The sequence below is a fragment of the Oxalobacteraceae bacterium OTU3CINTB1 genome (genome assembly GCA_024123955.1).
Classification (GTDB): Bacteria; Pseudomonadota; Gammaproteobacteria; order Burkholderiales; family Burkholderiaceae_D; genus Rugamonas.
In genome coordinates this window covers 4,014,876-4,030,214 of sequence record CP099652.1, presented here as the reverse complement: position 1 = coordinate 4,030,214, position 15,339 = coordinate 4,014,876, and the positions used below count along the sequence as shown (strand labels likewise).

The 15,339-nt window shown below is 63.0% G+C and carries 12 protein-coding genes; 3 read left to right on the top strand and 9 right to left on the bottom strand.

Annotated elements, in window-relative coordinates; translation table 11 throughout:
* Window positions 1–18: 18 nt before the first annotated feature.
* The 4 genes from NHH73_17455 to NHH73_17440 form a co-directional block, all read right to left on the bottom strand.
* The gene (locus tag NHH73_17455) at window positions 19–2,331 is read right to left on the bottom strand and encodes a TonB-dependent receptor (GenBank protein ID USX24405.1); all 2,313 of its coding nucleotides are present in this window, start codon (window positions 2,329–2,331) and stop codon (window positions 19–21) included.
* A gap of 23 nt (window positions 2,332–2,354) precedes the next feature.
* Window positions 2,355–3,623 (bottom strand): GTP-binding protein, encoded by a 1,269-nt coding sequence (locus NHH73_17450; protein ID USX24404.1) that lies wholly within the window; start codon window positions 3,621–3,623, stop codon window positions 2,355–2,357.
* 117 nt (window positions 3,624–3,740) lie between these two features.
* On the bottom strand, window positions 3,741–4,172 hold the full coding sequence (locus NHH73_17445; GenBank protein USX24403.1) for a transcriptional repressor: 432 nt from the start codon (window positions 4,170–4,172) through the stop codon (window positions 3,741–3,743).
* Between the two features lie 60 nt (window positions 4,173–4,232).
* Window positions 4,233–4,697, bottom strand: coding sequence for an ATP-binding cassette domain-containing protein (locus tag NHH73_17440; GenBank protein ID USX24402.1), 465 nt, complete (start codon window positions 4,695–4,697; stop codon window positions 4,233–4,235).
* A 171-nt stretch (window positions 4,698–4,868) separates the two neighbouring features.
* Between NHH73_17440 and NHH73_17435 the strand changes: the two genes are divergently transcribed.
* Window positions 4,869–6,914, top strand: coding sequence for a TonB-dependent siderophore receptor (locus tag NHH73_17435; GenBank protein ID USX29648.1), 2,046 nt, complete (start codon window positions 4,869–4,871; stop codon window positions 6,912–6,914).
* A 28-nt stretch (window positions 6,915–6,942) separates the two neighbouring features.
* Here the strand turns inward: NHH73_17435 and NHH73_17430 are convergent, their stop codons facing one another.
* Window positions 6,943–7,731: a transposase gene (locus tag NHH73_17430; protein USX24401.1), complete on the bottom strand. Its 789-nt coding sequence runs from the start codon at window positions 7,729–7,731 to the stop codon at window positions 6,943–6,945.
* 458 nt (window positions 7,732–8,189) lie between these two features.
* On the opposite strand from NHH73_17430, the gene NHH73_17425 reads away from it, so the two are divergent.
* Window positions 8,190–8,963 carry a Crp/Fnr family transcriptional regulator gene (locus NHH73_17425; GenBank protein USX24400.1) on the top strand — a complete coding sequence of 258 codons (774 nt, stop codon included), beginning with the start codon at window positions 8,190–8,192 and terminating at the stop codon, window positions 8,961–8,963.
* Window positions 8,964–8,972: 9 nt separating this feature from the next.
* On the opposite strand, the gene NHH73_17420 is transcribed toward NHH73_17425, so the two are convergent.
* The gene (locus NHH73_17420; GenBank protein USX24399.1) at window positions 8,973–9,200 is read right to left on the bottom strand and encodes a hypothetical protein; all 228 of its coding nucleotides are present in this window, start codon (window positions 9,198–9,200) and stop codon (window positions 8,973–8,975) included.
* A gap of 204 nt (window positions 9,201–9,404) precedes the next feature.
* On the opposite strand from NHH73_17420, the gene NHH73_17415 reads away from it, so the two are divergent.
* Window positions 9,405–10,853, top strand: coding sequence for a SulP family inorganic anion transporter (locus NHH73_17415; protein USX24398.1), 1,449 nt, complete (start codon window positions 9,405–9,407; stop codon window positions 10,851–10,853).
* 76 nt (window positions 10,854–10,929) lie between these two features.
* Here NHH73_17415 and NHH73_17410 read toward each other — a convergent pair whose 3' ends face one another.
* From NHH73_17410 to NHH73_17400, 3 genes are all read right to left on the bottom strand, one after another.
* Window positions 10,930–12,369, bottom strand: coding sequence for a catalase (locus tag NHH73_17410; GenBank protein ID USX24397.1), 1,440 nt, complete (start codon window positions 12,367–12,369; stop codon window positions 10,930–10,932).
* Window positions 12,370–12,519: 150 nt separating this feature from the next.
* Window positions 12,520–13,053 carry a peptidoglycan-associated lipoprotein Pal gene (gene pal / locus NHH73_17405; GenBank protein USX24396.1) on the bottom strand — a complete coding sequence of 178 codons (534 nt, stop codon included), beginning with the start codon at window positions 13,051–13,053 and terminating at the stop codon, window positions 12,520–12,522.
* 113 nt (window positions 13,054–13,166) lie between these two features.
* Window positions 13,167–15,338 (bottom strand): ATP-dependent helicase, encoded by a 2,172-nt coding sequence (locus NHH73_17400; GenBank protein ID USX24395.1) that lies wholly within the window; start codon window positions 15,336–15,338, stop codon window positions 13,167–13,169.
* Window position 15,339 lies beyond the last annotated feature (1 nt).

Genomic DNA, 15,339 nt, shown 5'->3' with positions numbered 1-15,339 from the left:
CGTGCTCCGTGCTGGATACTAAAAAACGTAACGCATCTCCGCAAACAGCGTGCGGCCCGGGTAGGGATGCATCTGGTAAGCGTGATCGTTATTGAGGTTGTCGATGCCGACAGCGAGTTCCGTGCCGGCGACAGGCTTGAATAGCAGCCGCATATCCACCTGGCTGACGCGCGATATGGCGCCATAGACGTCGGTGTTGTAGTCCGAGTTGTTCATCTCGTTGAACTGGCGTCCGGAATAGCGGTAGGTCGCCGAGGCGCTCCACTTTACGCCGGGGGCATAGGTCAGCGTGGTGGACCCGCGCACGCGCGGCACGCGGGTCCAGTTCTTGCCAACGGACGGTTGGTAGTTGGCGTTTTCCAGCACCGTCGATTTGCTGAAGGCGATGTTGGCATCGGCGCTTAGCCCCCGAATGCCCAACTGGTCGATTTGCGCCACCAGCTCCAGGCCGCGCGTGCGCACCCGGCCCACGTTGGTCACATTGGTCACGTTGGGGAAGACGTTCAGATTAAGCTGGCTCCAGATCGCGTCGCGCACATCGTCCTGAAACAGCGAGGCGCGCAAGGTGCCGAAGGATTCCCGTTGTTCGGCCATCAGCTCGAGCGCGTTCGAGCGTTCCGGCTTCAGATCTGGATCGTTGACGACGATGCTGCTGCCGACGGCAGTGCCCTGGAACAGTTCGGCAACGGTGGCGAAGCGCGTGCCGCGTCCCGCCGACAGGCGCAAGGTGGTATCGGCAGCCGCGTCCCATCCCAGCGACAGCTTGGGCGACCATGCCTGTTCGCTGCGGCGTGGGTAGTTTCGGGTCGTGCCGGGGATGCGTTGCGCGCCGTTCCTGGCCTCCCACGACTCCGCCCGCAGGCCGAAGGTGGCCTGCCATTGGGGCGCAAAGCGCCATGCGTCCTGGCCGTAGAGCGCCACGATGCGCGTCTGGCCGCCGATGAACTGCGTCACCGGCCCGACCGCGTTGCGCCAGTCGGCTGTGGCGCGGGTGGTTTGTTCGAGTTTGTAGTCGTCAGCGTGCAGGCCGATGGTCAGCGCGTGGGCGCCACCGGTCCAGTCGCCTGCGGCGGGCGAGTAGGTGGTTTGCACGTCGAGCGAATTGAAGCCGCTGCCGTCGCGCAGCACGGCGTTGCCGGCGCCGCCGCTGGCCGCGAACGGATCGGCGCTGCCGGCGTTGCGCTGTACGTCCTCCAAAATGCGGTAGGCGCTGGCCGATACGCTGGCGTTCCAGCCGTTGCCGTTGCGGCTCTTGACGGTCACGCCGGTTTGCGCGTGGCGTTCATCCCGCGTGTACGGCGCGAAGGCGGCAACCGGGATGACGAAGACGTTGGCCCCGTCGCCGACCCGCCCGGACCAGACGGTGTTGCCGGCGCCGTCACGCAGGAAGCTTTGATTGCGGGTCACGCTCTCGTTGCTCCACCACGCCACAAAGCCCTCCGCGCTCACGCTGCGATTGAAGTCGTAGCCGAAGGTGGCTTTGACGGTGTTCTGCTTTGTATGGTCGATGGCGCCGGTGTTGGCGCCGAAAATCGCCCGGGTCGTGCCGAACGGCCCCGTGTCGTAGCGGACGCCGGTGACCGGGGTCGCGGCGCCGGCGCCGGCCGGCGTCGGGAAGACGCCGGCGGTGTTGGCGGTCGCGGTGTAGTAGCCCATCGGCTGGCTGGTCGAGTCCTGATGGTTGACCATTAGCTTGTACCACAGCCCCGACGCCAGTTTGTCGCCGATCAGCGCTGAGCCCTGGTAGTTGCGGTAATGGTCTTTCAGGCCGTACTGGTCGAAGGTCTGATCCTGCATCGCCACCCGCACCGACCCTTCGAATTTGATCGGGCGGCTGGTGGTGACCACGATCGTGGTGCCGATGGAGTTGCCGGGGTAGAGCGCCGAGAAGGGACCGTACAGCACATCGACCCGCGTCATTTCCTCCGGCGCGATCATGTTCCAGCGGGGCGCGTCGAAGCGGCCGAGGAAGTTCGACAGCAGGTAGCCGTCCATCGTGACCAGCGCGCGCGGCGCCTGCGTGGTGGAGAAACTGCGTCCGCCCACCAGCGCGTTGCGGTCGCCGCTATAGCGTTTGCGGATGGTCATGCTGGGCATATTGCGCAGCGCATCCTCCGGATTGAAGATGTTCTGTTGCTGCTGCAGCGCTTCCTGGGTCTTGGTGACGCTGGTGGTCGGCAAATCGGGATCGAGCGCGCTGCGGGTGCTGTTGATGGTTACGCTCTGCATGGCCGCGTCGGCGGCCGTGTCGTCGGCGTAGGCGTAGGCGTAAGGACAGGTGGTCAGGGCGAGCGAAATCGCCGCAACCAGCGGTCGTGTCGTTGTTTTCATGGTCGGGAATCGTAAAAAAGGAATCAGGCGTGCGCGGGTTCTTCTGCTTCTTCGTCTTCCCGGCTCCAGTCCGGGAAAGGATCGCTGTAGCCGCGCCACGTCAGCATGCCGGCGGCGAATTCGACGTCGGTCAGCACGCAGGCGTTGAAGGCGGATTCGATCGCCGCGCGGTCCATGCCGCTGCCGATGAATACGAGTTCGTTGAGACGGTCGCCGTACGGCTCCTCCCAGACCGCCTCGATCGCCTGCCGATCCGGATCGCCCGGGGAAGGCCATTGCTCCCTGCCGCTGGCAGCCCACCATTGGCCGACCGGTTCCACGGCGGCGATGCGGCCGGCGCGCGAATACGCCACCGCCCAATCGGGGCGGCTGGCGAGCCAGATGTAGCCTTTGGCGCGGATCAGGCCAGGCAGCGCCTCGTCGAGGAAGGCGTTGAAGCGCTCCGGGTGCAGCGGTTTTCGCTGGCGCAGCACGAAGCTGTCGATGCCGTATTCCTCGGTCTCCGGCATGTGTTCGCCGGCCAGCTCGCGCGCCCAGCCGGCCATCTGGCTGGCCTGCTCCAGATCGAATTTGCCGGTACCCAGTATCGTATGCAGCGGCACGTTGCCTTTTTCGGCAAGGACGATGGTGGCCGTCGGATTGAGCGCCTTGATGACGGCGCGCACTTCGGCCAGATGCGCGGGGCCGACCAGATCCGATTTGCTGACCACGATGACGTTGGCGAATTCGATTTGCTCTGACAGCAGTGCCGCCAGGGTGCGGTCGTCGCCCTCGCCGGCGGTCTCGCCGCGCTGGGCCAGGAAGTCGGTGCTGTGGTAGTCCTTCAGCAGGTTGAGCGCGTCGACCACGGTGACCATCGTGTCGATACGGGAGACGTGGTTCAGCGAGTCGCCGTTTTCATCCTCGAAATCGAAGGTGGCCGCCACCGGCATCGGTTCGCCGACGCCGGTCGACTCGATCAGCAGGTAGTCGAAGCGGTTTTCGGCGGCCAGCTTGCGCACCTCCAGCAACAGGTCCTCGCGCAACGTGCAGCAGATGCAGCCGTTGCTCATCTCGACCATCTTCTCCTCGGTGCGGGACAGCGCGGCGCCGGCGTTTTCCGCGCCCTTGCGCAACAGCGACGCATCGATATTCACCTCGCTCATGTCGTTGACGATTACGGCCACACGCAGCCCTTCACGATTGGCCAGCACGTGATTGAGCAGGGTGGTTTTGCCGGCGCCGAGGAAGCCGGAAAGGAGTGTGACGGGTAGACGGTAGTCCGGGTTGGCGGAGGGAGAGGTGATAGACATGGGACGGCTCACTGAAAAGGGCGCGGGGGCGCAAAATTTATTAATGCAATTGAGTTGCATAATAAGTCCGATCAGCCGTTAACGCAACTATGTTGCGTTAACTATTTTGTCGTCTTGTTATTTTTTAGGCGCACAGTGCGGGCAGGTGCCCTTGATCAGGAAGTCGATTTCCTGGCTTTGAAAGCCGTCCGGCAGCTTGATTTTGCGGGGCAGGGCGACATCGGTGAAACAGGTCACTTCCTCGCATTTGGTGCACTGGAAATGCGCGTGTTCGTGCGAATGGTGGCCGGCGCCCGCGCTGAAGCGCCAGACCTGGTCGGCGCCGGCGATGCGGTGCACCAGTTCATTTTCGGTCAGCCATTCGAGCACGCGGTACAGCGTGACCGAATCGAGCGCCTCGTCCGACAGGTGGTCCTGGATCTCATGGTGGGTCAGCGACTTTTCCTGGCCCAGCAAGAAGTCGAGCACCGTCACGCGCTGTCGCGTGACGCGCGCGCCGGTGGCGCGGATCAGCGTTTCTGCCTGGTCTGTGGTGGAGGTTTGCATCATGAGCGCGATTTTACCAGTTCTGACGGCGCGTCGCACATCCGGCGAGTGGTGACTTTTTGATCAGATGGCGTGCACCGCGTGCAATCGATCGATAATGGAGGACTTCAATGTGGCCAGCACGATATCGCCACGTCCGCGTGGCCGGGGAGGCGGCAGGAACTCCGTCACGGCCGGCGACCCCACGCCATCCAGCAGGAGAATCCTGTCGCTCAGATACAGCGCCTCGTCGATATCGTGCGTCACCAGCAGCACGGTCAGTTCGCGCTGGCGTGCCACCTTGAGCATTAGATCCTGCAATTTCATGCGTGTGAAAGCATCGACGGCGGAAAATGGCTCGTCGAGCAGCAGCACCTGTGGATGGCTGAACAGCCCGCGCGCGATCGCGGCGCGTTGCGCCTGGCCGCCGGACAGCTGTTTGGGCAGCGACTGCGCTTGCTGGTGCAAGCCAACTTCCGTCAACAGGCGGGTGGACAGCTTTTGGGCGGCGGCGTCGTTGCCACTGTCGAAAGCGACGTTTTGCGCCACCGTCAGCCAGCGTATACATCTTTAAAGGCGGTAGAGGCATTTTGTCCCAGTGCCCGCTGGTCGATGAGAATGAGAAGTGTTATCATCTTGCGCTTTAACGCCAACCAGATCACATCTATGTCCGAATTCGCCTTGTCCGCGCCGCGCCCTGCGCATATCCCCCTGACCGCGATGGCCGCCGCCATCTCCCTGCTGCTGGCGCCGTCCGCGCTGCACGCCCAGGAGAGCGGCGCCGCCGCGACTATCGAATCGATCCAGGTGACGGGAAGCTGGCTCGGCTCGGGCTTGCAGAACAGCGTGAAGAATTTTCCCGGCGCGCGCACCGTCGTCGGCAAGGAGGAGATCGAGAATTCCGGCGCGCTGGACATCGGCGACGTGCTGCGCCGCATTCCGGGCGTGCAGGCGACCGACAACTCGGGCACGGCCGGCAGCGCCATCTCGCTCAACATCGGCGTGCGCGGGCTGACCGGACGCTACTCGCCGCGCTCGACCATCCTGCTCGACGGCATCCCGCTGGCGGTGGCGCCGTACGGCCAGCCGCAGCTGTCGTTCGCCCCCGTCAGCCTGAACAACATCGAATCGATCGACGTCGTGCGCGGCGGCGGCGCGGTGCGCTACGGCCCGCAGAACGTCGGCGGCATCATCAACTTCCGCAGCCGCGCCATTCCTGACGGCCCCGGCATCAGCGGCGACGTCTCGGTGCGCTACAACGACTTCAGCGAAACCGGCCACAGCCGCCAGTACAGCGCCTTCGTCGGCAGCACGCTCGACAACGGCCTGGGCCTGGCGCTGATGTATTCGGGCATGGACGGCTCGGGCTGGCGCGTGGGCAGCGATGAAAAGGTCAACGACGTCGCGCTCAAGTTCCGTTACAAAATCGATCCGCAAAGCGAGGTGTACGGCAAGCTGACGTACTTCGACGTCAACTCGCGCACGCCCGGCGGCCTGACGGTGGCGCAGTACAACGCCAACCCGTTCCAGAACACCCGTCCGACCGACTTCTGGAGCGGCGACCGCAAGGGCGCCGACGTCGGCTACCTGAACACCTTGTCGGCCACGCAGGAAGTCGAGATCAAGGCCTATTACAACGAAAGCTTCCGCCAGAGCGCGCTGATCAACGCTGCGCGCACGCAGCTGACCTACCAGCCGCGCAACTATCAGGTGCTGGGCATCGAGCCGCGCTATACGCAGCGCTTCGCCGCGTCCGGCATGACGCATGACGTCACCGTCGGCTACCGCTTCCTGCGCGAGCGGGGCGACGACAACAATTATGTCCAAAACGTCGCCACCGGCGTCAACGGCGCCACCGCCACCTTCGTCAACAGCACCGACGCGCACTCCGTCTACATCGACGACCGCATCGCGCTGGGCGCCTGGCGCATCACGCCGGGCGTGCGCTACGAGCGCATCCGCTCCGAGCGCGACGACATCGTCGGCCGCAACACCTTCGAATCGAACAACAACAAGGCGCTGCCATCGCTCAACGTCGCCTATCTGGTGAACAAGGCGCTGACCGTGTTCGCCAACTACACGACCTCGTTCGGGCCCGTGCAGAACACGCAGCTGAACTCGCAGACGCCATCGAATCCGCTCAAGCCCGAGCTGGCCAAGACGGCCGAAGTGGGCGCGCGCTGGAAGACCGGCGCCGTCAGCGCCGAGCTGACCGCGTTCAAGCTCAAGTTCGACAACCAGATCATCCAGGTGCCGGGCATCACGCCGGCGACGTTCCAGAACATCGGCGCCACCGACCACAAAGGCATCGAAACGGCGGCCGATTACACCTTTGGCGACGACAGCGCGCTGGCCGGGCTGAACGTCTACGCCAACTATACGTACACCAAGGCGATCCAGGAATCGGGCGTCACGTCGGGCATGGACGTGCCGTTCTACTCGCGCAACACGGACACGGTCGGCGCGCGCTACCGGGTTGGCGCCTTCACGGCCAATTTCTCGAGCACGCATCAAGGCAAGCAATACTCGGACGCCGCCAACACCGTGGCCGAGTCCGCCAACGGCGGCGTAGGGCAGATCCCCGGCTTCCGCCTGTGGAACGCGCAGCTGGGCTGGAAGCTGCCCGGCAAGCCGGGCTACGAGGTAATGGCGGGCATCAACAACCTGTCGGACAAGCGCTACTACACGCGCAACGTCGACGGCAACGCCGGCCGCATGGTCGGCGCCCCGCGCACCGCCTACGTCCAGCTGCGCGCAACGTATTAACGCAGCTCCGGGGTCAGGTCCACTTTTTCTACACGACCTCGGCTGTATTGCCGTCTGGCCGGCGCTCGTTCCAGCTTTTGACGGCGCGGCTCACCGTTGTAGGTGAGATATTGAAGTGATGCGCTATTTCTTTGAACGAATAGGCATTCGTGGCGTACGCGCGAGCGATGGCTTCGTCGCGCTCCGCGTACTGATGTTGATATGCATGCAGCGGCAATGCCTGCGTTCCACGCTGGCAGCGCGCGATATCGTTCATTGCTTTTGCGGGATTGATTTCCTGAATTCGCTCGACAAAATCGTCGTCGCCCAGCAGCAGCTGACTTCGGGCACGCGACAACGGACTTGTTACGCCGGCGCCGTCCATGACAAATTGTCGATATGCCTTGGTGGCGTCGATGGGATTGTCGCCGAATTTCTTCAAGGTAAAGTCCGTGTCTAACCATGTGGGCGGAGATGCGGTACCCAAGGTTAAAGCGAAGCTACTCCAAGGCCAGTCCAAGGCATCTGCTACCAGCTTCGCGCGTACCGGGTTGAGAACGATATATCGCGCTAGCTCCAGCAGATAGCTTTCCTTTTGAACCAGAATCGCTTTATATCGTCCCTGAAACACATGGCCGACCAAGTCATGACGACGATTGAAATATTGCGAGTAAATGCCGTTCAACTGCCGCATGCCTTGCGATAGATTGCCATCGACTGTTTCCAGTAGCAAATGGTAGTGATTGGTCATCTGGCAAAACGCGTGCACCATATAGTTCGACTTCGCACAGACCTCGGCCAAGGTTTGAATCCACACTGCTCGGTCCGTGTCGTCCAAGTAAATGTCCACCTTACGATCACCCCGAGAAGTGATGTGGTAAAGCGCGCCAGGAAATTCGATTCTCAACGGACGGGTCATATTTCGACGATAGCTGGGGATGCGCCGACGGGTTTGTGAAGGATCAGTTGGCAGTGGGTTTTTTGTCGTACTGGCGATGAAACGGGCGGTAGCGCTGAGACCGTGTAGAAAAAGTGGACCTGACCCCGGAGTGGTCTGCTAAAGCAAGTCGGGCAATTGCACATCCTTTTTTTTGACCCGGATGTGCGCTGAACCGCTTTGCGTAGGACAAAGATGACATTTTGCAATGTTCACAGCCTACATAGGACTACAAGGTGGTCCTATACCGCAGAGTTAGCCCGCTGGATATAGTGTCATCAACGGTGCAGCACAAAGAGGCCACCGCGATCCACACGACATTATTCGAAGGATCAACACGATTTCCAGGGGCATAAACCATGAACGCTTTCGATACCACCACCTCCGCAACTCGCTCGATCAACGTCGGCGCTGCCGCGCAACCAATCAGCTTGATTGGCGCGCAGCAGAACGATTTGCTGCGCGCCTTGTCGCGTGACGATCTGCTGGCCTTGTTCAGCGATCTGGAGTTGGTGGCGTTGCCGGCCGGTAAGCATTTGTTCGACTATGGCGACAAGGTCGAGTACACCTATTTCCCGACCAATGCGATAGTTTCGCTGCAGTATGTGATGGAAGACGGCGCGACCACCGAGATCGCCGTCGTCGGACGCGAAGGCGTGGTAGGCGTTGCCCTCTATCCAACCGAGCGCGCCAGCTACTCGGCGGTCGTCGAGGCCGATGGCTACGGCTATCGCCTGCGCACCGAAGTGCTGCGGGAAGCGTTCTACGCCGGCGGCCCATTGGCCCAGCAGTTGATGCGTTACACCAGCGCGATGTTCGCCCAACTGGCGCAGAGCGTGGCCGGCAGCCGTCACACCAGCATCGAGCAGAAACTGTGCCGCTGGTTGCTGGAACGTCTGGACCGCTCCATGACCAGCGAATTGAAGGTCACCCAGGAAATGATCGCCAACATGCTGGGCGTGCGCCGCGAGAGCGTGACCGGCGCGGCTGGCAAGCTGGCGGAAGAAGGTTTGATCATGTATCGCCGCGGTTGCGTGACGGTGCTGGATCGTGCGGGAATGGAACGCCGCGCGGGCAGCTGCTACCAAGCCAGCCGCAACAAGGCGGCGATGGTCGAACAGCGCGCGGCGTAAAAGAGGGGATTAGTGCAGAACGCGGGAGGCTGGCGGCGTCACGATAAAGCCGCTGAAGTCCACCCGCGAAGCAGGACGGGCAGCCATATTATCCAACTTGCGCTGCACCAACTTATGCCAGGCGCTGGCCCAACGCGCGGCCAATTGCGATTCCTCGGCCGAACGCGCGTACAGCGTCCGTTCCACGGCAATTTTCTGGCGGTTCAGGGCGCGGGTAGCGGATATCAGAGTAGTCATGGCGATATGTCTTGCGGGAAAGTGGTTAAGAAGTTCGCAAGGGTATTTTGCCGCGCTCGCCGCTTTTTGAATGTGCGCCAGTTCACCCATACCGATGAGAAAACAAACGCGGCCGTGTAAAATACGCGGACTGTTGCGTTTTTACCTCGCTGACGGCGGCTTTGCCGCACTGCGTGGGCGTGTTTTCACCTCTCTTTCTCTCCTATGTGGTCATCCAATCTTTCCAAAAATGCATTAGCCGGCCTGACCACGTCCTTTGCTTTAGTTCCCGAGTGCATCGCTTTCGCGCTGGTTGCGCACCTCAATCCGCTGACCGGCCTGTATGGCGCATTTTTTATATGTACGTTGACAGCCATCTTCGGTGGGCGTCCCGGCATGATTTCCGGCGCCGCCGGCTCGATGGCCGTGGTCATCGTCGCCCTGGTGGCGCAGCACGGCTTGCAATATTTTTTGGCGACTGTGGTGTTGAGCGGTCTCATCATGCTGTTGTTTGGCGTGCTCCGGATGGGCAAACTGGTCAGCATGGTGCCCCATCCGGTGATGCTCGGCTTCGTCAACGGCCTGGCCATCGTCATCGCCTGGTCGCAGCTGCAGCACTTCCGGGCCGACGGCCGTTGGTTGCAGGGCGCTTCGCTAGTCTGGATGTGCGCGCTTGTGGCGTTGACGATGTCGATCGGCTATTTGCTTCCCCGTTTGACCAGGGCCGTGCCGCCGGCGCTGGTTGCGATCGTCGGGGTCGGCCTGTTGTCCGAAGGGCTGCATCTGCCGGCCCGCACCCTGGGCGACATGGCGCAAATCGCCGGCGGCCTGCCGGTGTTCCACATTCCCGAAGTGCCGATGACGATGGAGACCGTGCGGATCGTGCTGCCGTACGCGCTGCTGATGGCGGTGGTAGGCCTTCTCGAGACGCTTCTCACCTTCAATCTGACCGACGAAATCACCGAAACGCGCGGCTTGCCGAACCGCGAATGTGTCGCCCTCGGCGCCGCCAACGTGACATCGGGCCTGTTCGGCGGCATGGGCGGCTGCGCGATGATCGGCCAGACCATGATCAACCTGAGTTCCGGCGGCCGCACGCGGGTTTCCGGCGCCGTCAGCGGCATCATGATTTTACTGTTTATACTGTTTCTGTCGCCGCTGATCGAACGCATTCCGCTGGCCGCGCTGGTCGGCGTGATGTTCGTGGTGGCGCAGCAGACCTTCGCCTGGGGTTCGCTGCGGGTGCTGGGCAAGGTGCCCAGGCATGACGCGCTGCTCATCGTGGTCGTCACCTGCATCACCGTGGCGACCGACCTGGCGGTGGCGGTGCTGTGCGGGATCGTCATCGCGGCGCTCAGTTTCGCCTGGCGCCACGCCCGCGAAATCCGTGCCGACGTGACGCAGGGCGCCGACGGCGTCAAAAACTATACCCCGCACGGCACGCTGTTTTTCGCGTCCATCGCCCACTTCAACGATTTGTTCGATCCGCAGGGCGATCCGCAACAGGTGGTGCTCGATTGCCGGTATCTTCGATTGGCCGACCATTCGGCGGTGGTCGCGGTATCGACCCTGAGCGAACGCTATGCCAAAGCCGGCAAGACGCTCCAGGTTCAACATCTGTCCAAACGTTGCGAACAACTGTTGATGCGCGCTGGCGTGACGGTTACCGCGTAGTCCTATAGCCGCTTAAGCGCCGCATCTCGCGATAAAAAGCCGCAGGCCGGAATCTTCTCCGCCCTGCGGTTTTTATTTACTTTGCTTCCAGCGCGGCTATCGCCGCCGCCACGCCCGCGCCGTAGGCTGGATCGGCCTGGGTACAGTTGAAGATGTGACGTTCCTGCACCGGCTTCGATACGCCATGGATGGCGCGCCCCGTGTTCTCGAACAGCAGCTGCTTCTTTTCGTCCGTCAGCAACCGGAACAGGTTGCCGGGCTGCGAGTAGTAGTCGGTGTCGACCCGGTGGTCCCAGTGCGCGGCCGCGCCTTCGAGCGACAGCGGCGGCTCGGCGAATTGCGGTTGCTGCACCCATTCGCCACGGCTGTTCGGTTCATACGAGGTGCCGGCGCCGTGGTTGCCGTCGGTGCGCATGGCGCCGTCGCGGTGGTAGCTGTGGAACGGGCATTTCGGCGCGTTCACGGGAATCGCGTGGTGATTGACGCCCAGGCGGTAGCGGGCCGCGTCGCCATACGAGAACAGGCGCGATTGCAGCATCTTATCCGGCGAGAAGCTGACGCCGGGGACCACGTTGGCCGGCGAGAAGGCCGACTGCTCGACGTCCGCGAAGTAGTTCTCGGCGTTGCGGTTCAATTCGAGGATGCCGACGTCGATCAGCGGGTAGTCCTTGTGCGGCCAGATCTTGGTCAGGTCGAACGGGTTGTACGGCACCTTGGACGCCTCGTTCTCCGGCATGATCTGCACCGCCAGCTTCCAGCGCGGGAAGTCGCCGTTTTCGATGGCGTCGAACAGGTCGCGCTGCGAGCTTTCACGGTCGTTGGCGACGACGGCGGCCGCCTCGGCGTCGCTGAAATTGGCGATGCCCTGCTGGCAGACGAAGTGGAACTTGACCCAGAAGCGCTCATTGGTCGGGCTGATGAAGCTGAAGGTGTGGCTGCCGAAACCGTGCATGTGGCGGTAGCCCTTCGGGATGCCGCGATCGCTCATGACGATGGTGATCTGGTGCAGGGCTTCCGGCAGCAGGGTCCAGAAGTCCCAGTTGTTCTCGGCGCTGCGCAAGTTGGTCTTGGGGTCGCGCTTGACGACATGGTTCAGGTCCGGGAACTTGAGCGGGTCGCGGAAGAAGAACACCGGGGTGTTGTTGCCGACCACGTCCCAGTTGCCTTGCTCGGTGTAGAACTTGACGGCGAAGCCGCGGATATCGCGTTCGGCGTCGGCCGCGCCACGCTCGCCGGCGACGGTGGAAAAGCGCATGAAGATCTCGGTCTTCTTGCCGATCTCGGAGAACAGCGCCGCGCGCGTGTACTGGCTGATGTCGTGCGTGACGGTGAAGGTGCCGAAGGCGCCCGAGCCTTTGGCGTGCATGCGGCGCTCCGGGATCACTTCGCGCGCGAAGTGGGCCAGCTTTTCAAGGTGCCAGACATCCTGCAGCAGCACCGGGCCGTGCGGGCCGGCGGTCTGGGTGTTCTGGTTGTCGACGACCGGCGCGCCGGCGGCCGTGGTAAGGTTTTTCATGGAAGTCCTTCAGTGATTTGAAGTTGAATGGAAACTTCCAGCATAACTAACACGTTGCCCCGGCGCAGCTCTCTTTCGGGAGAGCCCGCGGCAAAAAAAAGCCCGGCTGCGAAGCCGGGCTTTCATCACGCTACTGCTACCGCTAGCAAATTACTTGCTTGGGTAGGCCAGGTCGGCGCGGCGGTTCTGGGCGCGCGACGCGTCGTCGGTGCCGGCTGCTTTTGGCTTCTCTTTACCGAAGCTGACGGCTTCCATCTGGCTGTCTTGCACGCCTTGGGTTTTCAGGGCGGTGATGACGGCTTGGGCGCGCTTCTGGCCCAGGGCCAGGTTGTACTCGGCGCTGCCCTGGTCATCGGTGTTGCCTTCGACCTTGATCGACACGTTCGGGTTCGCGGCCAGGAATTTACCGTGGTCGGCGACAACGGCGTCGAACTCTGGCTTGACGGTGTACTTGTCGAAGTCGAAGTAGACGCTACGGTTTTTGTAGATCGAGCTGTTTGGGTCCAGGTACGCTGGCAGGGTGGCAGCGGCTGGAGCGGCAACTGGTGCGGCCGCTGGAGCTGGTGCCGCCGCTGGTGCCGGCGCAGGCGCTGGTGCAGGTGCCGGGGCTGGAGCAGGGGTCGAGCAAGCGCTCAGCAGGGCTACGGTGCAGGCTGCCAGCAGGGTGTTGATTTTTGCGTTCATGGAAATACTCCCGAATTGTATTTTGTTATTGACACATTGGTGTAGTGAGGCTGTTCAGCCAGCCGCGAGCGACATTATATAAGCATTTCTCTATTATTAATTGGCGCACTGCATTATTTTTTCAGCCAGCGTGAGAATGGTGACATATCGCGTCCCGATTCCACGTACCACGCGCGCCGGGCGATGTCGAATTGGGCGCCCAGCGCCTTGACTTCGTCCTTTTCGTGGAAGGTTGCGGTCAGATAGTGACGGCCGGGCGCCTCCGCCGGCTTGGCCTGGTTGCGGGCGATGGCGGCCTCGGCGGCGGCGGCCGATTGCTGCAAACGCATATTGGCGATGAAGCCGCTGCGCAGCGCCGGATCGGCCGGCGACAGCATAGTCAGACGCGCGCGGGCGCGGGTGACGCCGACGTAGAACAGGTTTTCCTCATCGCGCTTGGGCTGCATCGGGTGCGGGAATTCGTCGGCCTGCAAAAACGGCAGGATCACGTGGTCGAACTCCTTGCCCTTGGCGTTGGCCACGCATTCGATCAACACCGCCTTGCGTTCGCGCTTGCGGCGGATGAAGGCTTCGCGGGCGTTCATCGCCGTCCAGAACTCGCGCAGGCTCTGGCCGGAGGCGGCGGCCGATTCCAGCAGGCCGGCCACCGATTTATTGACCACGCCGGCCTCGTAGGGGCGCACGAAGATGCGGCGCGCGGTCGCCACCAGCTTGACGCGCTCGCACAGCTCCGTCAGCACGGCGGCCGCCGGCGTGGCCGGATCGAGCGCGGTCAGCCAGGCGATGGCGTCGATCACGGCCTTCTTGGTGGCCTGGCTGGCGACGTCGCGGTAGCTGATTTGCTCGCCGTCGCGGCGGTCGTCCTCGATCATGAACAATTCGCCCAGCAGCGCCGGGTCCTTGCTGATCTGGGCCTTGAAGTTGTCCATGCGCCGCGCCGAAAACTTCATTTCGCTGAAGGCCGTCATGGCGTCGACGATGGCCGCGCGCACCTGTTCCGATTTGACGGCGGCAAAGTCCTTCAATCCGATGGCCAGCATGCCGCGCAAGAACAGGATCTCGTCGCGCTGCAGGTAGCCTGCCATGGCCGGGGTGCGGTAGTCGATGTCGGCCTCGATCAGCGCGTTCTCGATCGCCATGGACTGGTGGCGGTCGCGGATCAGGATGGCGCAGCCGTCGTAGGCGTTGCCGTCGGCCTTCCACTGGCGGATCGCGGCGATGGCCTGTTGCGCGCATTCGGCCGGCGTGGCGTAGTGCGCCTGGCGGATCTGGGTGTGCACCGGCAGGCTCGATTCGACCGCCTTGTGTTTGAATTCGGCCATCGCGTAGGCCAGGTGCGGGCCGTGGCGGTAACTGTAGGTCAGCGGATAGCGCACCAGCTTGGGATGGCGTTCGGCGAAGCGGCGGTTCAGGTACTCCTCGCTGGCGCCCAGTTTCGCGTGAATCACCTGGTCCTTGTCGCCGGCGCCGACAAAAAAGCACTGCGGGCGGCCGATCAAGGCGTCGAGGATGCGGAACGCCGCCTCGTTCAGATCGTGCAGCTCGTCGCACAGCACCAGCCGGTAGTCGGGAAAGTGCTCGGCCAGGCGCGCGCCGGTGTCCAGGTTGCAGGCCAGGTCGTAGGTGGCGTCGAACGGGCCGCGGAACACCGCGCCGGCGCCGCCGTCCAGCCGCAGCGTTTCGTATTCCACCGTGGTCAGGTAGTCGGCCAGCGGCACGCCGAGCAGCTCGGCGATCTCCTCCAACCCTATGAAGTCGACGTCGGCGGCCAGCGCCATCGTCGCTTTCAAGCCCAGTTGGACATCGAGGAACTGGCTTAGCGCGATGCTGTGGGTGTTCAGTTCCAGCGCCTCCAGCCGGCCGGCGTAGCGCGCGCCGACCCGGTCGACGGCGGCCAGCGCGTATTCCTTCAGCTGGCGCGCCTCGGCGCAGCGGCGCAGGTTGTCGCCGTCGATGGTGTCCAGCCGCCAGGCGGCGAAGTCCTCGAACGTCATCACGGCCAGGCGCGCCACCAGCGCCTGCGGCACGCCGACATCGATCAGGCGCTGGCGCATGACGTCGCGCGCCTCCGGCGTGAAGGTCAGCGCGAGGATCTGTTCGGGAGGAAGCTTGCGGGCCAGCGCCTCGCCGATGCGGATCGCCAGGGTGGTGGTTTTGGCCGCGCCGGCGTTGGCGTCGACCAGCACCACTTTGCTCTGCGACAGCTGGATGGCTGTTTGTTCCGGCGTCGGGATCAGGCCTTGCGGCGTAAATCGGATGGGATTTGGAGGTTGGGCTGCGTTCATC